This window comes from Cutibacterium acnes (genome assembly GCF_003030305.1).
GTDB lineage: Bacteria > Actinomycetota > Actinomycetes > Propionibacteriales > Propionibacteriaceae > Cutibacterium > Cutibacterium acnes.
The window spans coordinates 903,966-922,969 of sequence record NZ_CP023676.1 but is presented as its reverse complement, the minus strand read 5'-3'; the positions used below and the strand labels follow the sequence as shown (position 1 = coordinate 922,969).

The 19,004-nt window shown below is 62.0% G+C and carries 24 protein-coding genes, 1 tRNA gene and 1 pseudogene; 9 read left to right on the top strand and 17 right to left on the bottom strand.

What is annotated here, in order from left to right; all coding sequences use genetic code 11:
• Positions 1-191: 191 nt before the first annotated feature.
• Positions 192-893: a response regulator transcription factor gene (locus CPA42_RS04645; protein ID WP_002519078.1), complete on the bottom strand. Its 702-nt coding sequence runs from the start codon at positions 891-893 to the stop codon at positions 192-194.
• Positions 890-2,014, bottom strand: a complete 1,125-nt coding sequence (locus CPA42_RS04640) for a sensor histidine kinase (protein WP_002519079.1) — start codon at positions 2,012-2,014, stop codon at positions 890-892. Before CPA42_RS04640 ends, CPA42_RS04645 begins: the two co-directional genes overlap by 4 nt.
• 188 nt (positions 2,015-2,202) lie before the next feature.
• Between CPA42_RS04640 and CPA42_RS04635 the strand changes: the two genes are divergently transcribed.
• From CPA42_RS04635 to CPA42_RS13095, 3 genes and pseudogenes are all read left to right on the top strand, one after another.
• Positions 2,203-2,955: an ABC transporter ATP-binding protein gene (locus CPA42_RS04635; RefSeq protein WP_002519080.1), complete on the top strand. Its 753-nt coding sequence runs from the start codon at positions 2,203-2,205 to the stop codon at positions 2,953-2,955.
• Positions 2,943-4,808, top strand: a complete 1,866-nt coding sequence (locus CPA42_RS04630) for an FtsX-like permease family protein (protein WP_002515670.1) — start codon at positions 2,943-2,945, stop codon at positions 4,806-4,808. The genes CPA42_RS04635 and CPA42_RS04630 overlap by 13 nt, the downstream gene beginning before the upstream one ends.
• A 729-nt stretch (positions 4,809-5,537) precedes the next feature.
• Positions 5,538-6,014, top strand: a pseudogene (locus tag CPA42_RS13095) (transposase); the annotation flags it as partial.
• Positions 6,015-6,101: 87 nt separating this feature from the next.
• On the opposite strand, the gene CPA42_RS04610 reads toward CPA42_RS13095, so the two are convergent.
• The 3 genes from CPA42_RS04610 to CPA42_RS04600 are packed head-to-tail and all read right to left on the bottom strand — an operon-like array spanning position 6,102 to position 7,120.
• Positions 6,102-6,608 (bottom strand): TetR/AcrR family transcriptional regulator, encoded by a 507-nt coding sequence (locus CPA42_RS04610; RefSeq protein ID WP_002525451.1) that lies wholly within the window; start codon positions 6,606-6,608, stop codon positions 6,102-6,104.
• Positions 6,609-6,610: 2 nt separating this feature from the next.
• Entirely contained in the window at positions 6,611-6,829 is a 219-nt protein-coding gene (locus CPA42_RS04605; RefSeq protein ID WP_002525040.1) for a hypothetical protein, read from the bottom strand.
• A gap of 3 nt (positions 6,830-6,832) precedes the next feature.
• A complete protein-coding gene (locus CPA42_RS04600) occupies positions 6,833-7,120 on the bottom strand; it encodes a hypothetical protein (protein ID WP_002515682.1) in 288 nt (95 codons plus the stop codon).
• A 183-nt stretch (positions 7,121-7,303) separates the two neighbouring features.
• Between CPA42_RS04600 and CPA42_RS04595 the strand changes: the two genes are divergently transcribed.
• From CPA42_RS04595 to CPA42_RS12855, 5 genes are all read left to right on the top strand, one after another.
• Complete coding sequence (locus tag CPA42_RS04595) at positions 7,304-7,864, top strand: flavin reductase family protein (protein ID WP_002519083.1); 561 nt, start codon at positions 7,304-7,306, stop codon at positions 7,862-7,864.
• Positions 7,865-7,909: 45 nt separating this feature from the next.
• Positions 7,910-8,134 (top strand): hypothetical protein, encoded by a 225-nt coding sequence (locus CPA42_RS12585; protein ID WP_002529929.1) that lies wholly within the window; start codon positions 7,910-7,912, stop codon positions 8,132-8,134.
• Between the two features lie 204 nt (positions 8,135-8,338).
• Entirely contained in the window at positions 8,339-8,872 is a 534-nt protein-coding gene (locus CPA42_RS12865; RefSeq protein ID WP_002515505.1) for an ATP-binding cassette domain-containing protein, read from the top strand.
• Complete coding sequence (locus CPA42_RS12860; RefSeq protein ID WP_002515528.1) at positions 8,823-9,200, top strand: hypothetical protein; 378 nt, start codon at positions 8,823-8,825, stop codon at positions 9,198-9,200. Before CPA42_RS12865 ends, CPA42_RS12860 begins: the two co-directional genes overlap by 50 nt.
• Positions 9,197-9,592, top strand: coding sequence for a P-loop NTPase family protein (locus CPA42_RS12855; RefSeq protein WP_002519084.1), 396 nt, complete (start codon positions 9,197-9,199; stop codon positions 9,590-9,592). The genes CPA42_RS12860 and CPA42_RS12855 overlap by 4 nt, the downstream gene beginning before the upstream one ends.
• Here the strand turns inward: CPA42_RS12855 and CPA42_RS04575 are convergent.
• The 4 genes from CPA42_RS04575 to CPA42_RS04560 form a co-directional block, all read right to left on the bottom strand.
• Entirely contained in the window at positions 9,508-9,828 is a 321-nt protein-coding gene (locus tag CPA42_RS04575) for a hypothetical protein (RefSeq protein WP_002519085.1), read from the bottom strand. The two genes, CPA42_RS12855 and CPA42_RS04575, sit on opposite strands and share 85 nt — an antisense overlap.
• A gap of 241 nt (positions 9,829-10,069) precedes the next feature.
• Entirely contained in the window at positions 10,070-10,306 is a 237-nt protein-coding gene (locus CPA42_RS04570; protein WP_002515510.1) for a hypothetical protein, read from the bottom strand.
• A 114-nt stretch (positions 10,307-10,420) separates the two neighbouring features.
• Positions 10,421-10,768 carry a hypothetical protein gene (locus CPA42_RS04565; protein ID WP_024513552.1) on the bottom strand — a complete coding sequence of 116 codons (348 nt, stop codon included), beginning with the start codon at positions 10,766-10,768 and terminating at the stop codon, positions 10,421-10,423.
• Entirely contained in the window at positions 10,738-11,046 is a 309-nt protein-coding gene (locus CPA42_RS04560; protein WP_002515687.1) for a hypothetical protein, read from the bottom strand. The genes CPA42_RS04565 and CPA42_RS04560 overlap by 31 nt, the downstream gene beginning before the upstream one ends.
• Positions 11,047-11,459: 413 nt before the next feature.
• Here CPA42_RS04560 and CPA42_RS04550 point away from each other — a divergent pair, with 413 nt between their 5' ends.
• Positions 11,460-12,929 carry a peptidoglycan recognition protein family protein gene (locus CPA42_RS04550; RefSeq protein WP_002520416.1) on the top strand — a complete coding sequence of 490 codons (1,470 nt, stop codon included), beginning with the start codon at positions 11,460-11,462 and terminating at the stop codon, positions 12,927-12,929.
• A 37-nt stretch (positions 12,930-12,966) separates the two neighbouring features.
• Here the strand turns inward: CPA42_RS04550 and CPA42_RS04545 are convergent.
• The 8 genes from CPA42_RS04545 to obgE all read right to left on the bottom strand — a co-directional run bounded on the left by CPA42_RS04545 (position 12,967) and on the right by obgE (position 18,996).
• Positions 12,967-13,039: transfer RNA gene (locus CPA42_RS04545), tRNA-Ala, on the bottom strand.
• Between the two features lie 68 nt (positions 13,040-13,107).
• The gene (locus CPA42_RS04540) at positions 13,108-13,779 is read right to left on the bottom strand and encodes a histidine phosphatase family protein (RefSeq protein ID WP_002515504.1); all 672 of its coding nucleotides are present in this window, start codon (positions 13,777-13,779) and stop codon (positions 13,108-13,110) included.
• Positions 13,776-14,180, bottom strand: coding sequence for a ribosome silencing factor (gene rsfS / locus CPA42_RS04535; protein WP_002515554.1), 405 nt, complete (start codon positions 14,178-14,180; stop codon positions 13,776-13,778). Before rsfS ends, CPA42_RS04540 begins: the two co-directional genes overlap by 4 nt.
• Entirely contained in the window at positions 14,177-14,845 is a 669-nt protein-coding gene (gene nadD, locus CPA42_RS04530) for a nicotinate-nucleotide adenylyltransferase (protein WP_002515455.1), read from the bottom strand. Before nadD ends, rsfS begins: the two co-directional genes overlap by 4 nt.
• Positions 14,845-14,967: a hypothetical protein gene (locus CPA42_RS13370; RefSeq protein ID WP_002515513.1), complete on the bottom strand. Its 123-nt coding sequence runs from the start codon at positions 14,965-14,967 to the stop codon at positions 14,845-14,847. Before CPA42_RS13370 ends, nadD begins: the two co-directional genes overlap by 1 nt.
• A gap of 47 nt (positions 14,968-15,014) precedes the next feature.
• Positions 15,015-16,262 (bottom strand): glutamate-5-semialdehyde dehydrogenase, encoded by a 1,248-nt coding sequence (locus CPA42_RS04525; protein WP_002515526.1) that lies wholly within the window; start codon positions 16,260-16,262, stop codon positions 15,015-15,017.
• Positions 16,263-16,310: 48 nt separating this feature from the next.
• Positions 16,311-17,486, bottom strand: coding sequence for a glutamate 5-kinase (gene proB / locus CPA42_RS04520; protein ID WP_002515594.1), 1,176 nt, complete (start codon positions 17,484-17,486; stop codon positions 16,311-16,313).
• Positions 17,479-18,996 carry a GTPase ObgE gene (obgE, locus tag CPA42_RS04515; protein ID WP_002519089.1) on the bottom strand — a complete coding sequence of 506 codons (1,518 nt, stop codon included), beginning with the start codon at positions 18,994-18,996 and terminating at the stop codon, positions 17,479-17,481. The genes proB and obgE overlap by 8 nt, the downstream gene beginning before the upstream one ends.
• Between the last annotated feature and the right edge of the window lie 8 nt (positions 18,997-19,004).

Below are 19,004 nucleotides of genomic sequence, written 5' to 3'. Positions count from 1 at the left end.
CATGGGCACCCGTAGGGCACTGCTCCACGGGAACATCGGCGAGTCGTGCCAGATGAGTGCGATCTCAATGGTGGCTCCCACCAGGGTCCAAGCCGAGATTCGCGAGCCCAATCCAGGACCCAGCATTTTCACTGATCGCACCCGCCCAGCAGTTGCGACCCGCTCAGCCTCCCCGGACCTGACTATATGAGTTATCGAGGTTCCAGCAGCTTCGAAGGAGCCCGGTGAATACCCTCTCGTCTCAACCACACAAGTACGGCTCGAACACGGCGGTTGTCGTCGGTGGGATCAAAGCCGAGCTTGATGAAGACGTTGGCCACGTGCTTGCTGACGCCGCTACGGCTCAAAAACAATCGCTCACCAATCTGAGAATTGGAGAGTCCTTGGGCCATGAGTTCTAGGACGTCCCGTTCCCGATCAGTCAACATGGCCAAACCGTCACTAGCAGCGCCGACGAGTGCGCGGGTGACTTCGGGGTCCACGACAGTTCCCCCGGCTACCACGTCGACGAGAGCCCGCGAGAACTCGGCAACATCCGAAACGCGCTCCTTGAGTAGATAGCCGAATGCCCCGTAGTCCAGGAGTCGGTCCAGATAGGCTGCCGCAACATACTGGGACAGTACGATGACAGGCAAAACCGGGCGCCCCTCAGCAAGTCGTTCACGGCGTAGCTCGTGAACGACTGCCAAACCGTCATCGGCCATCCGCGGGGGCATGCGGACATCTGTAACAATCGCCTCGATGTCGCTGAATCGTCCCGCCTGCAACAGAGTGTCGGCGTCGCCCACCTCGACGACGTGGTGCCCCATGGCTCGCAACAGTTGGCAAAGCCCAGCTCGTAACAGAGCCGAATCCTCAGCCAGTAGTACTTTCATCTCGGCCTCCTTCCTCATACAGCGGTCTTGCGAGGGATTTGTACACGCAATCGCCCACCGCCTGTGGCCTTATCTTGTCCGAACCAGAGGCTGCCGCCAAGCATCTCAGCTTGTTGCGTCAGGCCAGCCAGTCCAGAACTGTCCGGGGACACTGCTCCGTCCTGGGGACCGGTGCCATCATCGACGACCGTCACCTCGACTGACTCCGCATGCCAGGTGACAGTGACCGCGACAGCTGAGGCTCCTCCATGTCGAACAGCATTCGTCATGGCCTCGGCAACGGCGTGGTACAGCAGCACTGCTCCCGAAGAACTGACCTGCTGGTCGTGTCCATTCTCCTGGACCTGCACCGAGCCACGTAACCCGGAAAGGCCGACCAGCTCACGGACAGCCTCAGTCAGACCGGCCTCGTCGAGCACTCGAGGGTGGATCCCTCGGATGGTCGTGCGGAGCGCAGCAACAGCTCGTCCAGTGTTCTCCTGTGCAATCGCGATGGCTGCAAGGGCCTCCGGGTTGTCAGTTGACGCGAGCTGCGCTGTCGCCAGCGCTAGTTGTGTTGCAGTGAGGTACTGCTGCACACCATCGTGAAGCTCTCGCTCAATGCGTCTCCGTTCACTCGAGAATGAGTCCGTCAGCACCTTACGAGATCGCTGAAGATCGTCAACGGTCGTGCGCGTCATGGTGAGGAGCGCCCACACCGCCACGGACAACCCAGAGAGGACCCAACAGGAGACGATCTCGAGCATCAGAGTGATCAGCGACAGCGACGCCATGACGGGGCGGGCAAGCCCATCGCCCGGGTACCACCCGAAGAGGTCCCACCCATGCTGAGTCGTGATCGCCGCCCAGGCGAACGCACCGGCCAAAACCGATCCCATGGAGAGCACACCAAAGGCTGCCGCGCCCAGGAGCATCTGCACCAGGGCGCACAGCCAGGTACGCCAGTCGACACCGGGCGTGCGCGGACGCGGAACACGACATCCCCGCCAGAATGCCATTCCTCGCCACATATCGTCGCTCGCGGAACCGACTCCACCAATGAGGACCAGTCCTAGCAAAGACAGCAGGGCCATCGGACCACACAACACGGCGAGAACGAACGCGTGGGCAAGAGACTTGAGGTTCGCTGTCGAGAACACAAACCTAATCGGGTTCCAAGACCATCCGTTGGGCCATACCCGTCTCGTGACCGAGGAAGGCTCAACGGAATGCATTCTGTGAGGCTACCGCAGGCTCTGGCGTAAAGCAGTGGAGCCAGGTCCACTACAACTCGGTACTCATGTCCATTCCTTGGCAAAGGAGTTTTCGATGGAGTGAAGGACAAGGGATGACCCGGCTTAGAGAGGAACCACCAGTGCCGACTCTAGAGGTCAAAGAACTACACCATCGATTCGAAAAGGGTCCCGAAGTGCTCCGGGGTGTCAGCGTCACGTTCCAGTCGGGAACGATGACAGCAATCATGGGACCCTCGGGCTCGGGCAAGTCAACCCTTCTGAACTGCATATCGGGACTGGTCAGACCCAAAACAGGCAAAGTTCTCTACAACGGCGCAGATCTGACAGGGTTCAGCCAGAGCGACCTGGACAAGCTACACCGCAGATCGTGGGGGTTCATTTTCCAGTCCTACAACCTCGTTGACGCCTTGACATCTGCCGATAACGTCAAGCTACCGGCCTTGTTCGACCGCAAACGCATGGACAATGCAACCGTCGAAGCTGCGCTCGGACGCGTGGGAATGGCTGGATTCGCTCACCGATATCCAGATCAGCTATCAGGCGGGCAACGACAGCGTGTCGCCATCGCGCGTGCCATTGCTTCGACCCGGGAGGTCGTCTTCGCCGACGAACCCACCGGAGCACTCGACAGTGAGTCTCGCCGCGAGGTAATGACTCATCTGGAGGCTCTTTCCCAGGCTGGATCAACTGTGATCATCGTGACTCACGACCCCGTCGTCGCCGCTTCGGCTTCTCGTGTGTTGTTTCTCTTCGACGGCCAGATCGCCGACGACAGCACCGGCATGGACGCCGTGGCAATCTCCAGTCGCATCGCTGCTTTGGAGGCACAGGCGTGCGGGAGCTGACTGTTCTGTCTGTGCGTCTGGTTCGTCAACACCTGACCCTGTATCTGGGCTGTCTGGCGACGATCGTAGCTACGGCAGCGCTGACATCGGCCGAAGCCGGACTGGTTCATGGGTTCTCTGACATCACCAGGGTGCACGTTGCGGGTTTCTCAACCGAAGAAGTTGCCACACAGTTACCCGGCATCCGAAGCATTCTGACCTTGTTGGCAGGGCTGGCAATCGCCATCAGCGGTGTCCTCATGATTACAGCCATCAGGCAAGTCATCGCATCCCGACAAGAGGAATTGGCGATGATGCGCCTCACGGGCGCCAGCCGTGGACTACTGGCGCGGATGATTGCCAGCGAGTCTTTCATCCTCGGCTTGCTCGCAGGCCTGCCCGGCGCCTTGATTGGCGCCGCACTAACCTATCCCTTGTTTCGGGGCATGCAAGCAGTCGGCTTCTTTGGTCGTACCATGACGATCGACTTCAGGTTCCCGGTAGGCAGCATGTTCGCGGTGACTGGGCTCATCGCCACTGTCGCCGCGACTGCGGGTTGTGTCGCTACTCGCATCAGCATTAGAGGTGACCTGCTGGCGTCCATTGCACCCATGGCTCGCCGCATGTCCTGGTGGCAGATCGCTTGGCGGTTCGTTCTAATACTGACGGGTGTCGTCAGTTTGGTTGTTTTGGACCCGCAGGGTATGGGAACCAACATCATTCTGATATTGCCGATATTGGCCGTGGTGCCGCTTCTTGCGGCAGCTCCTCTGGCGATGCCTATCGGGGCATGGGTCGTCGGGCGGATCGTCGGATTGTTCGCGCCAGGACCTGGCAAGTTGGCTGCCCGACGCGCCGCGAAGGATCGTATGCGCTATGCGCGCCTCGTCACTCCGGCGATCATCTCATGCGGCATTCTGGGAGGGTTCCTGGTCGCTAACGCACCCGATGAGCAGATGCGCACGCAAGCACTCACTGCACAGGTAGCCGCCGACACCGTGATTACCACCAATCTTGATGACGCTACTCCGATCGCCAAGGCCCTGGGCCACAAAACCCGCCAGCAGTCGCGGCTTGCCTCCCGATACCGAGTTGCCGGAGGCACCCGACGTATGTGGCACTTCACAGACGCGCCGGCGTTCGCCAAGCTGACCAACCTGCACATCACGGCGGGAGACATGTCCCGAGTTACGGGCACCAACATTGCAAGCGGGATTGGTAACTCAGTGGGCGATCGCATAGCCGTAGTGGACAACACTGGACATCCTGTGACCTTGACTGTTGTGGCGGTCTTCACCGACGAAGTGTATGAAGGGCTCATCTTTGACTGGGGCCAGATCAGCGCCCTCGGGCCAAAGAACACAACCGCCACCATCTTCACTAAGGGCCTGTCGACGGGAGAAGTCCGCTCCGTGCTGCAGTCTGAAGGCATCAGCGGAACCGTTTTCGACAAGACCGGCTTCGTTCAGTACATGTCAGATCTCCGCAGAGCCAACACCTATCGCTCCAATGTTGGCCTCTTCGCCACCGTCTACCTGATGTGCCTCATCGGAGTCATCCAGACCACCATCAGCAACGGACTGTCACGCCGCAAAGAATTCCAAGTACTGCGCTCGCTTGGAGTCAGCCGCCTCGGCATCCTGGCCACCGTCGGCGTCGAGGCAGCGATTCTGCAAGTTGTCACCGGCATCTTGGTGTTTTCTGTCATCTTGGCCCTGGGTTTCAGGTTTGCCTCCAACAACGGAACCTCGGCCTGGGCTGCCGTGTCAGCTGCACTGCCTACGACCGCTGGCGCGTTCTGCCTCATAGCCGTCCTCACCGTGGTCGCGCAGCTTATCGGGAGTCAAGTGTCACTGCGTTACAGCAGCAATTGAACTGGCCCGAGTAGCGCATGTGTCGGATCGACGTTTGATGAGGCTGTTCGCTGAAGTTTTGTCTCCGATCGCATGATTCCCATGTCGGGATATATAAGAGAGGGTTTGTCTACTACAAGACCCCGCCTATTACGCCTTGAGACTTCCCGACCGGATAGCTTGCGATAGCGGCTATTTTTACTAGTTTCGGCTACCGCGGCTAGCTGTTTGCGCTTATCAGCGGCGCTTCGCCATCGATCGGTAGACCTACGCAGAGAGTGTGACGACTCTGGCTCGGCCGCGCGAACCGTGTGTGCGCTGGTCGCGAGAGGTGTACCGGACATCGAAGTGGCCGCCGGAATCCTGTGTTGTGGACTCTCGGGGTCAGTCTGCTCGCTTACCTGAGATGGCTCAAACTTTTCTGACCGCCGCCGAAATCGTCGAGCTGGTCGCTGCCTACGAGGCCGGCGAGACGCTACGCAGGCTGGGCAAACAGTTCCACATCCACCGCCTGACCGCGACAGCCCATCTCGCACGCCGCGGCGTTCCCGTGCGCCAGCGAAGTCTGGGCTCTGTACAAAACAAAGGAGGCCGTCCGGGGCTACCAAGTCGGTTGCACGCCCGTGCAACTGGGCCGCCAGTTCGAGGTGGACGCGCAGACCATGCGTCGAACCATCACACGACAGCGGGTGTCGATCCGACCAGATGGACGACCTCGTCGGCCGTGGCTCGGGCAATTCCCACAACAGCACCTTCGAGCCACAGCTGGTCAAGAAACGTCAACGCCGCTTGTCAGACATGGACCTGATCCTCAGCTTGTTCGTGAAGGGCCTGACCACTGGAGAGATCGCCGCGCACTTTGCCGAGGTGCATGGCACGTCGGTGTCGAAGGACACGATCAGTTAGATCACTAGCGGGTCATCGACGAGGTGAACACGTGGATAACCCGCCTGCTAGAGAAGGTCTACGCAGCTACCTCCATTGATACGATCACCGATCTTGGTCTATGACAGACAGGTCCTATCCGGCGATGATCCGGCTTCGGCGCAACGCCTGGACCGAGTTCGTCCCGTTCCTGGATTACGACGTCGAGATCCGCAAGATCCTCTGCTCGACGAACGCGATCAAGTCGTTGAACACCCGCTTCCGCACGGTCATGCGGGCGCAGGGTCATTTCCCGACGCGCTGAAGGCCTTGTACCTGGCCGTGAGATCATTGAACCTCAAGGACACCGCACAGTTCCGGGCCCCGTACTCAAGCTGGCTCAGTGATCCGGGTAACACACGAGGCACTCATATCGGGGACGTGATTGGGTCAGATACCGCGGTGCTGATGGTAGTTCACGAAGCTGGACAGGGTCTTTTCGATGAGTTCCCGCAGCGCAAAGCTTGATGGGAACTCTGGTGAGTCTGGCCAGGCGAGCACCGTCTCAGTGATGGCCCCCACCAGGACCCGGGCGTAGATTCGCGAGTCCAATCCAGGCCCTAGCACCTCGCTGATGGCATCGGTCCAGGAAGTGGAACGCTGCCATAGGGCATTCACTAAAGTCTGGTTAGCTCGAACTAAGGCAACGCGCTCGGCCAGTTCCGCTTCCCAAGATGCTGCGTCTGCGAAGAAATCATCGAGAACATCTGGGATTTCGCCTGGGATACGAATTCGATCTAGCGCACCAATGGCATGATCCATTTGGTCAGTAGTGGCGACGCTGGTGACGACGGCTTCCTTGCTGCCGAAGTGTCGGTAGAAAGTCATGGCGGAGACGTCAGCGGCCTCGGTAATCTGTTCCACGGTCACGCTGTCAAAACCGTCCCGGGCAAACAACGTCAGGGCTGCTTCTCTAATAGCGCGACGAGTGGCGAGTTTCTTGCGATCGCGACGAAAAGACGAGGAGCGTAGAGGATGCCAGGGCGGCTCGGGAAGTGAAGCTTGATGAGCTGCATGACCGGCAAATTGGTGCAGTCGAGCAGTTGGTATCGGGTAAGGATTGAACTCGGTCGTTCTCGAACACGATTCTGATTTTCACCCAGTACCAAGAGACTCATGCGTTAGGACTTGGTGCCGCCCCCGGTTCCGGCGTCCGGGCGGGTCGTGTTCCCACTACCCCAAGGAACCCGGGTCGCCACCTCAGCATTCGGGATGCGCGTCCACCCCATCACCGGAGTAACCAAACTCCACCCCAGCGCTGACGACGACGCCCCGACCGCACCCCCATCCTTGCCGCCGACGACGGCATCGTCACCGCCGGACAACGCATCGGCAACGTCGACTCCGCCGGCTACTCCCCCGGCGGCCACTACGGCTACGCCCACATCACCGTCAAGCAAGGCAACCAACCATGAACATCTTTCCCGACATCAGCACCCTCGACGACCAGATCTAATCACGTCAACGCGCACGCCGGCGTGTGGAGCGGCAAAGAGCGATGGCAAGTAAAAGGTCAGGCAGGTTGCGTCTGCGAGGCTGCAGCCGTACGCCGGCGCGGGGCGGTACGTCACTGCGCGGCGGGATAACCTGATTTGGTGCAAACTGATCCGTTCGCCATCCTGCCGCTCGACAAGTGGAAGTGGCATCCCTCACCCCTTGCCGGACAGATCGTCTACGTGCTCACAAGCTCCGCATCGGGTGAACTCGACCTTGCACCCAAAAGCTGGGTTCAGATGGCAGGCTTCAACGGGCCGTTACTGAGCTTGGGATGCTCCAAGCACCATTGGACACACAACAACATCATGACCACGGGCCACTACACGGTGAGCTTCCCCACGGTCGAGCAGACGCGCTGCGCTGGGGCAATCGCACGGACTCCACGTGCCGAACGGGTCGCGGCGAGTGGTCTCACGCCAGTGCCGTCCTCCACAGCCGGAATCCCGCATCTGCGCGAATGCCCGGCTTACTGCGAATGCGAGCTGTACCGCGAAGTCGCGCTCGAGGGCGATGAGGTGCTGATCCTCGGCCAGATCCGTTGTTTAGCCGTGCACACCGATGTAATCGGACTAGGACCGGGCGAGATGTACTCCCGTCTGGCTCCCGGATTTTTCCTGGAACCCGGAGTTACGGGAACTTTGGCTCTAGAGGACTGACCACCTCTCTCGACAACGAAAAGCGCGGTAATTCAGCAGTTAAACATGCCCCGCACCACAAGCGGAGGCCAAGGCGCACCCACTTGGCAGACCTTCCTGATGCCCTGCCAGTCCGGGGCTTCTGACGGCAGGACTTCTGCTCATGAGGAACTTGTCGTGATTGATCTTGTTACTGCTGTAGTGCCGAACCTGCCACCCGACCGCATCCGCACCCTCCCGCTTGACACCGTCATCACGCTGCTGCACACGACGCCGACTTCGGCACACTGAACGCGGAATCAAACCCCGCCATCGCGCGCCGCGAAACCCGCACAGCCTCCTACGCCTCGATCCGCAAGATGCGCGGCAGGCCAGCTCAGATCCAAGCGAGAGGGCGGCTGCTGAGAGCACGAGTGGCCTTCATGCCGCAATGAAGGCGATGGAGGTGACAGGCAGGCCAACCCGCGTTTATCACACGTGTGATGATTTTGAATCATGGGTCATCTTGATGTTGCTACGGTGTCATACACGCTGCCTGACGGCCGACCATTGCTGCGTAACGTCGCGTTCAGCCTCGGAACGGGTGAGCAGGTAGCCGTCGTTGGCGCGAACGGCGCTGGCAAGAGCACGTTGCTGCGGATCGTCATGGGTCAACTGTCACCGGACTCGGGCATAGTGACTTGCGACGGTAACTTTGGCGTGATGGGTCAGTTCATCACGGGCCGGACAGTCAAGGAACTGCTACTGTCAGTCTCGCCACCGGAGATCTGCGTCGCAGCCGCACAGCTCGCACGCTCTGAAGCCATGATGAACAAGAAGGGCACCACCCAGTCACAGCTGGTCTACGCCTCAGCAATCTCTGAATGGGGCGAGGTGGGCGGCTATGACGTCGAGGTGTTGTGGGACGTCTGCACGGTCGCCGCTCTCGGGGTGCCCTTCGAGCGGTGTCGCCACCGGTCGTTGTCGACGTTGTCGAGTGGTGAGCAAAAGCGGGCTCGCGCTGGAGGCGCTGCTGCGTGGCCCAGATGATCTGCTGCTGTTGGATGAGCCGGACAACTCCCTGGACGTGCCAGGCAAGCGCTGGTTGGAAGAGCAGTTGCGCGCGACGGACAAGGGCGTGCTATACGTGAGTCACGACCGTGAGCTGCTGGCCCAGACGGCGACCTCGATCATTACACTGGAACTCGGCGTTGCGGGCAACACTGCGTGGACGCATCCGGGCGGGTTCGACACGTACCACCGTGCGCGGGAGCAGCGGTTCGAGCGGTTGGACGAGCTGCGCCGCCGCTGGGGCAACCTCGCGAGCAGTGCCTTCAGATGCGGCTGCACAGTGGGCGGACCGGGTAGCGCGTTGTGACCTGCGAGGCGCTGGAGGTGACGGGTCTGATGCGTGCATTCGATTTCGACGCGTTTTTCGGTGATCGGGTCGCAGTACTCGGCTCGAACGGGTCGAGCAAATCGCACTTCCTGCGCCTGCTCGCGGCCGGAGGCACTGACCCCGAACCGGGCCAGGAGCCTGTGAGCGACGCGGGGATCGAACCCGTGCCGCACGCGGGCGCCCCGACTTCGACCGGCGCACCGTCAGACGAGACCGCGCCACATTCACATCAGCCACCGTCAGCGCACAGCGCTCACCGATCCGGGCCCCGTGGTCCCCAGCAGCATCACCATCGGCCCGTCGGCTTCCGCGAGTTCTCTGTCAGGCGCTTCAGCTGCGCCGCCGTCGGGAACACCCCAGCCCGCTGCTGAGGCCTCGGCAGGCGCACCCGACGCGTCGGATCGGCCGTGACCGCACCGAAGTCCTGGGCGAAGCCCCTGTAGAAGTGGGAAGACGTGCCCGTCGCCCCGTGGACCACGAGTGAGGCGACCGGATCCGAAGCCGGGAGTCGCAGCACCCCCTCGATGTGCACGCCCGGAGAGATCGGGATCCGGACCTGCACGCATCGGGCGTCGCAGTAATCCCCTGCGGCCTCGGCGGCCGCCATAATCGGCTCTCCGCGACAAGCGCGGGGGCGCGCGGGAACCGCACGGCATGAGTGCCAGCAGATCGTTCGTGAGATGCTCAGGTTTCCGCATCGACCCCGCCTGTGACCCAAGCGTGCAGGAGCCCTGTCGTGGCCTCCGCCGTGTACCGCGCTCCGAGGGACGTCGATACCCCCTCGGGCGGGGCGATCCGGTACAGCTCCTCCATCAGGTCAGCCACCGCCTGCGCCGCGCACGCGCGGACTAGGGCGATAGGGACTCTGCGGCGGCGAAGAGCGCCCGATGGGCGACATAGAGGTCGACGATCCTGCGCTGGGGCTCCGCGACCACGGTGGCCGGGTCGACCGCTCGCCCGGCCCGAGCCGCGAGGTGGACGTCAGCGATCTCACGATAGCCGTCGGCGAGCAGGGCGAAGGCCAGCTCACCGAGCGAGGAGTAGTGGGTGTAGAGCGCACCTCGGTTGATTCCGGCCGATTGCACGATCCACTCGACGGCCTCGAGGATCGACCGACGGGTCCTCTCCGCCCTGATGTCGACCGAAGCGCGGTTCGCGGTGCTCGATGTCGCTCGGCGCCTCCGAAGCCGTGTGGACCGTCACGACGACGCCGTTCCGGCGCCCGCGCGCTCCGCGCCCGAACGCCCGAGCAGGTAGGCGCCGACGAGACCGACGACGATGCCGACCACCGCGGTGATCCAGAGGATCGCCCAGCTTAGGGTATCTACGCCCAGCACCGTGAAGGGCTCGTTCCACGGCCCCCAGACAGGGACCCACGCACCCAGCAAATGGAGCTTGAGGAAGGCGATGGCGATCAACGGCCCCGCGACCGTCGTGGCCATCGCTCCCGCGACGGGGCGGCGGGAGGCCAGCACGAAAGCGAGGGCCCCGGGCACGTAGACGATGAAGTTCACGATCAGCAGGGGGATCGTGAACGTGTACCCCATGCCATCGCCTGGCGCATGTGATCGAAGTCGTGGACGGCGATGATGATGAGCAGCGCCAGGTTCGCCGCCATCAGCCAGAGCGCCGCATCGGTGCCGAACCGGAGGATGGCGGGGCCGATGATCACCGCGAAGAGGATCGCCAGCACGACGTGCATGACCGCCCCGGGGATCTGGCCGTGCATCGCCATCATCGCTACGTCCGCTGCCTCGAGGACGATCAGCGCCGTCAACATGATCCAGAGCAACGCAGCTTTCCGCCGCCCGCTCACACTTCCCATGACCTGCCCCCTCCGGCGACGAGCTCGGCCATCACACTCGACAAGCGCAATTTTAGACGCCAGATGAGCATATGTCTATCAGTCGGTGGTTGATCGCTGCGGTCGCCCGTCATGTGAGACGGACCGCAGACCGACCCCTTATCTGGAGTGCGCACTTCGTTTTCGTGCGCAGTGGGCTTGAGGCGTCCGGGAAGGCAGGTCCATGAGCTCCGATCAGCGAGAGCTCCGCGAGGGGCGGCGTCGGCCATGGAACCGTGTACCGCCTCTCCGCACCGAGGACGGCCTGTTCCGTACCGTCATCGCCGACCGGTCCGGCGCGTAGCGGAGTACGGATAGCAGGAGTGGGCGAGCGCGCCTCCCGGAGAGGAGCTGCTGCGCGAGGCGCAGGAGGCCGGGCTGTGAAGCCCCGGCATGTGGTGGCCCACTCGGTGTGGTCGGGCGGGCAGGCCCGTGGCGTCCACGGCAACCCGACCGGCGGCCGGCAGGTGTTCGGCTGGGTGGCGCCGGCCTCGGATGAGCCGAAGACGGTAGGCCAGGAGCGGCTGGTGGTGGGCCTGCAGGTCACGATCGGCGCCCAGCTGCTTCCGCTGATGACCCAGCTGGTGATATGGGCCACCACGCGGCTGGTTCCCATGCTCAAGCGCACCGGCGACTGGTTGAAGAATCACCACAGGCAGATCGCCGACCTGGCGCCCAAGATCCTCAAGGTGGCCCTAGCGCTGGCCGGGGTGTTCTCGGCGATCAAGCTAGTCAACATAGCGACCTCGCTCACCACGTCGATCCTCGGGCTGGTGGCCACCCCGGTCGGCCAGGTGGTGCTCGCCGTCGGCGCGGTCGCCGCCGCTATCGCCGGCCTCGTGGCGGCCCTCATCTACGCCTACCACCACTGTAGGGAGTTCCACGACGGGGGAACAAGGTGGTCCACGGCATCATGCAGGCCTGGCGTGGGCCGATCCGGCTCTTCACGGTGTGGGTGCCGCAGGCGGCGGTGGCGGGGGCGACGGTCTGCCAGCCCGCCCCTACACCCCAGCCTGCACCGAACCCTGAACCCACACCACGTTGAGGAGAACGACATGCAATTCATTCAGGCCGCGCACCATTCGGCCGACCCTAACCTTCCACCAACACGCGTCGTCATCCACGCCACCTGCCCTGACGTCGGATTCCCCTCCGCCTCCCGGGCGGGCCGGGCGGTGGGCACCGCCGGCTACTTAGCCTCCATCTCGGCGAGCGGATCCGCCCACTATGTGTGCGACGCCACCGAGACGGTCCAGTACCTGGGCGAGGACGTCATCGGCTGGCTTGCCCCGCCCAACGGCCACTCGATCGGCATCGAAATCTGCGCCGACGGGGGCTCACGGGCCTCCTTCAACAACCCCAGCCACGCCTACTCGCCTAAGCAGTGGCTGTCCCCACAGGTGTGGCTGGCGGTGGAGAAGGCCGCCCACCTCACCCGGCAGATCTGCCACAGGTATGCCATCCCCATGCGCAGGCTCACGGTCGCCGGCACACCTCGTCGAGGGTGCGTGAGGTGTCGGAGGCGGCGGTCAGTGTCGAGGGTGGCAGGGAACCGCCGGTGTCGGTGGATGTTCCTGACGGCCCGCCGCGGCGGGCCGGCGAGAGTGCAGGTTCGACTGCGGTGCCCCGCACGGTCGCCTGAGCGTGGCCCCCTTCTTGGCTGGCTGCCGGGAGGGGGCGCTTTCGTCATGCCCAGGCACTTGCCGAGCCCGGTTGGGGTAATCGTACCCGGTACGATCTCATCTAGATCTCAACAAGAAATCCCTAGTCAGCGCCGTACCCAGTTACGATCACCGGACTCTCCACCCGACTACCCCCAGAACCGCCCTACTCCATCGCCCGAGGGTAAGAAAAAGACCAGCTGACTAGGTGTTTTACCAGTCAGCCGGTCCTCACGACGAGTGGAGCATAGGGGATTCGAACCCCTGACCTCTTCCATGCCATGGAAGCGCGCTACCAACTGCGCCAATGCCCCAGAAACCCGCTCGTAGAGCGAGTCTCAAGTATCTCCCGTCCCCGGGCGACTCGTAGAACTTTAGCGGATCATGCCCCCTTTGCAAAATCGACGTCCACGGGCACCGGGACACCACAGTTATAGGCCATGAGACGCCATGGTGAAAGGAACCCTCTAGCCTCGACGACGTCCTCCGGCAGGTGGTCAACAATCGACCATGAACAGTTATCAAGACCGCCCAAGCATCGTGAGGCGCCATAGTCGCCGCCGAGCAGCCAGCAGATTCCGGTCCGCAGCGCAAACCCGTGGGCCACGAGGATGATCGTTCCTCCGGCGTACTGCGCGACAACGTCCTGACACACGGCAACGATTCGATCCGCGACCTCGCTCGCCGTCTCCCCATCGGCGCGCCGGTAATCGATAGGGCTGACCACACCTGCTGCGTACTCAGGGTCGTTGCGACGCAGGTCCGCAGCCCGTTGTCCCGACCAACGTCCGACATCGATCTCGATGAGTCGATCATCCAACTGCACGCCCAATCCAGCACAAGCGCCGATTGCCTGAGCTGTGTCGCGCGCACGTTGTAGCGGAGAAGCGATGATCGCGTCAGGTTCCATCGCGGCAATGACTTGAGCCACCGTAAATGCCTGACGGCGCCCCACCTCATCCAACGGCATGTCGAGACGGCCCTGGAGCCGACCCTCTACATTGAACGCCGTCCTGCCGTGCCGCACGAACACGAGACGCGTTCGATCGCTCACTGCGCGTCTGTCCCTACGTCCGTGGGGACAGACATCTCATCTTCAGGAAGTCGGAGATCGACCGACGGGCAGTCCTTCCACAGTCTCTCCAGGGAGTACAACTCGCGCTCCTCCTGATGCTGCACGTGCACCACGATGTCGATGTAGTCGAGTAGTACCCAGCGGTTCTCTCGTTCTCCCTCGCGACGTGCACGATGGGCCTTGTGCTCGTGCATGGCTTTGTCGACAGCATCTACGACCGCCGAGACCTGACGTTCGTTGGCCGCCGAGATGACAACGAAGATATCGGTAATGGCAAGATGCTCCGAGACATCGAGGGCAACGATATCGAAGCCCTTCTTGTCAAGGGCAGCGTATGCCACTACGCGGGCAAGCTCGATGGCATATTCAGTGGCGCTCAATGATCCTCCGGAGTGGTCTTGTCGTTGTTGTCGCGGTAAAGACCGCGCTTGTTGATGTACTGCACGATGCCGTCCGGCACGAGATACCAGATTGGCATGTCCTCGCTGACTCGCTGACGGCAATCAGTTGATGAGATGGCCATCGCAGGCACCTCGAGAAGAGTGACCTTCTCTGCTGGCAAGTGAGAAATGTCCTTAGTTCCCAGCGGCACCCCGGGCCGCGACACCCCGATAAAATGCGCCAGGTCAAACAATTCGTCGGCCCCACGCCAGGTAAGGATCTGACTCAGAGCATCAGCGCCAGTGATGAAGAACAGGTCCACATCACTGCCACGCTCCCGGCGCAGATCCTTGAGGGTGTCGACGGTGTACGTGTCCCCCGGACGATCGATATCGACCCGCGACACCGAAAAAGACGGATTCGACGCCGTCGCGATGACGGTCATGAGGTAGCGATCCTCGGCCTGCGAAACCCTGCGTCCCTTCTTTTGCCAAGGCACGCCGGTGGGAACGAAAACGACCTCGTCGAGGTCGAATCTGGCCGCAACCTCCGAGGCTGCGACGAGGTGGCCATGATGAATGGGGTCGAAGGTGCCACCCATCACCCCGAGCCGGTAGCGGCGTCCGTTGTGGACCCGCGCCAGCCCCAGCTCAACACTTGGCATCAGGAATGCGGCCGACCCTTGCCGATACCACGGACGATAGCCAACGCGATCAGCAGAACCAGCAGCGTCAAGATGCCGACGACGAGGGCCGACGACTCCATCAGGAGAGGAACGATACTCATGACGTCTCAGCCTATCCCACAACCGCCCCACGACAACCGTTAAACGGTCACGGACGGGTCTGACCGTCCCCGCGCAGGACATAGGTTGTCGTCGTCATTTCCCGCAGGCCCATCGGCCCGCGCGCATGGAGCTTCTGGGTAGAAATGCCGATCTCGGCACCGAATCCGAACTCGCCACCGTCAACGAATCGGCTGGAGCAATTCACCAGCACCGCCGCAGCATCAACGCTTGAAGCGAAAAACTCCTGCGAAGACATCGACTTAGTGACGATGGTTTCCGAATGTCCTGAACCATGCTTGGCGATGTGATCGACCGCTTCTTCCAGATCGTCCACAATGCGCAGCGCGAGGTCCAGGGACAAGTACTCGTTGTCATATTCATCAGGGGCGGCAGGAACGATCCTCGGATCCAGTCGGATGCTCTCTTCATCACCGTGTACCGTGACTCCGCGTTCGCTCATGGCGTCGACCAATGGGCGCACTGCCGAATCCGCAATTCCTCGATGCACCAAAACCGTCTCGATGGCATTGCACACGCTGGGACGCTGGGTTTTAGCATTGACGGCAATATTGACCGCCATCTCCACATCGGCGCTAACGTCAATGACGAGGTGGCAGTTGCCGGTCCCGGTCTGGATGACGGGAACCTTGGCTCCGGTCACGACGGCGTTGATGAGCCCGGCACCGCCGCGCGGAATGAGCAAGTCGACGTATCCTCGGGCAGTCATGAGTTCATCGGTGACCTCGTGGCCGCCCTCGACGAGTTGCACCGCCTCACGAATCTCCTCAGGCAGCCGGGATCGCATCGCCGCAATCACTGCCCGGTTGGACTCTAGGGCCGACGAAGATCCTCGCAACAGACACGCATTTCCAGACTTCAAGCAAATACCGGCCGCATCAGAGGTGACATTGGGGCGAGCCTCGTAAATGATCCCGATGACACCGATCGGCACCCGGACTTGTTCTACCTTGACCCCCAGCGGAGTGTGCCAGCCGCGCACCACCTCGCCGACGGGATCGTCGAGATGAGCAACCCCCTCCAAACCGACAGCCATCCCTTCGATCCGCTCCGGGGTAAGGGTCAAACGGTCGAGGAGAGCTTCGTCCATCCCAGCATCGCGACCGCGATCGACGTCAGCACCGTTGGCAGCAAGGATCTCGTCGACGCCTTTGCGTAACCCGATACCCATTGCCGCCAAAAGGTCGTCTTTGTCGATGCGACGCAGTCGACGCAACACCGTGGCGGCAGATCGGGCAGCTATGGCCTGTTCGATGACTCGCGAGCTCATGGCCATATGGTATTCGTCAGCTGAGCATCACTCACCTGATAACCAGACCGTGAGTCAGGACGTCACCCTTGACCCGCTACTTTTCTGGTTCCTCGACGACGGCTCAGCTTTACGACGACGACTCAGCACCATGGCATCGCGGTGGATGATCTCGCGAGAGGCCGCCGGGCCCATTTCTGCGGCCAGCCAGGCACTCGAACGTCCCCTCATGACGCGCACCTCATCATGGGAGAACTGGGCGATACCGCGACCAACAACTCGACCGTCGGAGGCCAGGATCGTCACTGGGTCGCCTGCTTGGAAATCCCCGTGTACCCGAGTCACACCCACCGCCAACAACGAGGAATGACGCTGTGTCAAAGCTTCGACAGCTCCGTCGTCGATGACGATCTGTCCCTGCGGGGTGGCAGCGTCGGCCAACCACAGCAACCGTCGGGGCCGTCGCGTCGCCAGCGGGCGGAAGTAGGTACCCACGGGGGCACCAGCCAGAACGTCCGGGGCATCCACCGCCGCTGCGAGTACCACCGGTACCCCGGCACAGGTGGCCATTCGGGCGGCTTCAAGTTTCGTGGTCATGCCGCCGGTTCCCACCCCCGAACCAGCTTTATGGGTATCGACATCCAATGTGTCGATGTCCTCCACAACCTCCACGCGACGAGCATCCGGTGAATCCGGATGGGCGGTGTACAAGGCGTCAACGTCAGAGAGCAGGATGAGGGCTTGAGCGCCCACCAGCTCGGCTACCAGGGCAGCAAGCCGATCATTATCGCCAAACCGAATTTCTCCGGTGGCGACCGTGTCGTTCTCGTTGACGATCGGCACGACGCCCAACCCCAGCAAAGTGTCGAGGGTTGACCAGGCATTGCGGTACGAGGTGGGCCGCACCAGGTCATTGACGGTGAGTAGTACCTGCCCCACCCGCAACCCGTGACTGGCAAACCTCGACGCGTAGTGAGCCAGTAAAATACCTTGTCCCACCGACGCGGCCGCTTGCTTGCCAGCCAAAGTGCGCGGACGATGAGTTATCCCCATGGCGGGAAATCCGGTGGCAATCGCCCCGGAACTCACCAGGACGACACGCCGGCCGACCGCGATGACCTCACTCAGCGCATCAACCAGGTCGTCAACACGACGAACGTCAATCCCGCCACCAGGAAGAGTCAAAGAGGAAGATCCGACCTTGACCACCAGGGTGGCGGCCCCGCATATGGCTCCACGCTGATCAGTCACGGCCCTCGAACCACTCCTCTTCGGCAACACGGGCGCGCCACGACTCTCCACGCAGGTCACGACCGACCTGACCATACTCCTCTCGGGCACGATGATATTCGCGGTCCATCTCCCGACGACGAGTAGCCGAAGGACGCTCGGACTTCAAGCGCTGGTCCTCGCCACGGCGAGACAGCAGCTCAGCGCCCGACTCAATCTGCGGGGCAAAGTCGAAAATGACGGCGTCCTCACCACCGACAGCGACAGCGTCACCAGCGATGGCGCCCACAGCCAACAATTCCTCCTCGACACCCAAACGATTCAGGCGATCCGACAAGTATCCGACGGCCTCTGGATTGTTGAAGTCAGTCTGGGCAACCCAGCGAGTCGGTTTGTCGCCAGTCACGCGCCACAGGAACCCGCCTTCGCCGTCACCCTGACGTTTGATGGAGAAAGCCTGGCGCTCATTCTTGGGCTCGGGTCGAATGACGATGCGCTCCGGCTCGGGCTCAGGCTCGTTGTCGCGGGCCTTCTCGACCAACTCGGCCATCGCGAATTTGAGCGAATTAAGCCCTTCCCCCGATTTCGTCGAGACTCGAAATACCGGCCAGCCACGCTCGGCGACGTCATCGAAGATGATATCGGCTAGATCAGCGGCATCAGGAACGTCAACCTTGTTGAGCACCACCAGGCGCGGACGATCCTCAAGCCCACCGTGGGCAATAAGCTCCCCTTCAATAACGTCGAGATCACTGACCGGGTCGCGGCCAGGCTCGTAGGTGGCGCAGTCAATGACGTGGACGATGGCTCGGCACCGCTCAATGTGGCGCAAAAAATCGAATCCCAGCCCCTTTCCCACAGACGCCCCTGGAATGAGGCCGGGCACGTCGGCAACGGTATATGTTGTCTCCCCCGCGACGACCACACCTAAGTTCGGCACCAGGGTGGTGAATGGGTAGTCAGCAATCTTCGGCTTAGCCCGCGAGATCGCCGCGATGAGGCTGGACTTTCCCGCCGAAGGAAATCCCACCAAGCCGATGTCGGCGACCACCTTGAGCTCGAGCAGGATCTTGCGTTCCTCCCCGGCCTCACCGAGCAGGGCAAAACCGGGAGCCTTGCGAGCCGAGTTCGCAAGAGCTGCGTTACCGAGGCCACCGCGACCACCAGCCGCAACGACGAGTTCAGCCCCCACCCCAACGAGGTCTCCTAGCAGCTCGCCCGTGTCAGCGTCAGAGACGACCGTGCCCTCTGGGACGGCCAAGATCATGTCGGATCCATTGGCCCCAGCCTGGTTATCACCGCGTCCGGACTCGCCATTCGTCGCCTTACGGGTGGACTGCCAGTGATAGTCCACAAGAGTCGTCACTTGAGGATCAACGCGCAAGATTACAGACCCGCCATGGCCGCCGTTGCCACCGTCGGGGCCCCCCAACGGCTTGAACTTCTCACGCTTGACAGAGGCGCAGCCATGTCCTCCCTTGCCCGCCACGGCGGTCAGCGTCGCGCGGTCCACGAAGGACGGGATGGCCATGTTCTCTC

Excerpts from the sequence above, each read along its gene's own strand:
- CPA42_RS04525 (WP_002515526.1), bottom strand. The coding sequence starts at position 16,262 with ATGGCCATGAGCTCGCGAGTCATCGAACAGGCCATAGCTGCCCGATCT.
- CPA42_RS04560 (WP_002515687.1), bottom strand. The coding sequence starts at position 11,046 with ATGGGAAGTGTGAGCGGGCGGCGGAAAGCTGCGTTGCTCTGGATCATG.
- CPA42_RS04565 (WP_024513552.1), bottom strand. The coding sequence starts at position 10,768 with ATGGGGTACACGTTCACGATCCCCCTGCTGATCGTGAACTTCATCGTC.
- CPA42_RS12865 (WP_002515505.1), top strand. The coding sequence starts at position 8,339 with ATGGGTCATCTTGATGTTGCTACGGTGTCATACACGCTGCCTGACGGC.
- nadD (WP_002515455.1), bottom strand. The coding sequence starts at position 14,845 with ATGCCAAGTGTTGAGCTGGGGCTGGCGCGGGTCCACAACGGACGCCGC.
- CPA42_RS04575 (WP_002519085.1), bottom strand. The coding sequence starts at position 9,828 with ATGGCGGCCGCCGAGGCCGCAGGGGATTACTGCGACGCCCGATGCGTG.
- CPA42_RS04645 (WP_002519078.1), bottom strand. The coding sequence starts at position 893 with ATGAGGAAGGAGGCCGAGATGAAAGTACTACTGGCTGAGGATTCGGCT.
- CPA42_RS04635 (WP_002519080.1), top strand. The coding sequence starts at position 2,203 with ATGACCCGGCTTAGAGAGGAACCACCAGTGCCGACTCTAGAGGTCAAA.
- CPA42_RS04605 (WP_002525040.1), bottom strand. The coding sequence starts at position 6,829 with ATGAGTCTCTTGGTACTGGGTGAAAATCAGAATCGTGTTCGAGAACGA.
- CPA42_RS12585 (WP_002529929.1), top strand. The coding sequence starts at position 7,910 with ATGCCCCGCACCACAAGCGGAGGCCAAGGCGCACCCACTTGGCAGACC.
- CPA42_RS13370 (WP_002515513.1), bottom strand. The coding sequence starts at position 14,967 with ATGAGTATCGTTCCTCTCCTGATGGAGTCGTCGGCCCTCGTCGTCGGC.
- obgE (WP_002519089.1), bottom strand. The coding sequence starts at position 18,996 with ATGGCCATCCCGTCCTTCGTGGACCGCGCGACGCTGACCGCCGTGGCG.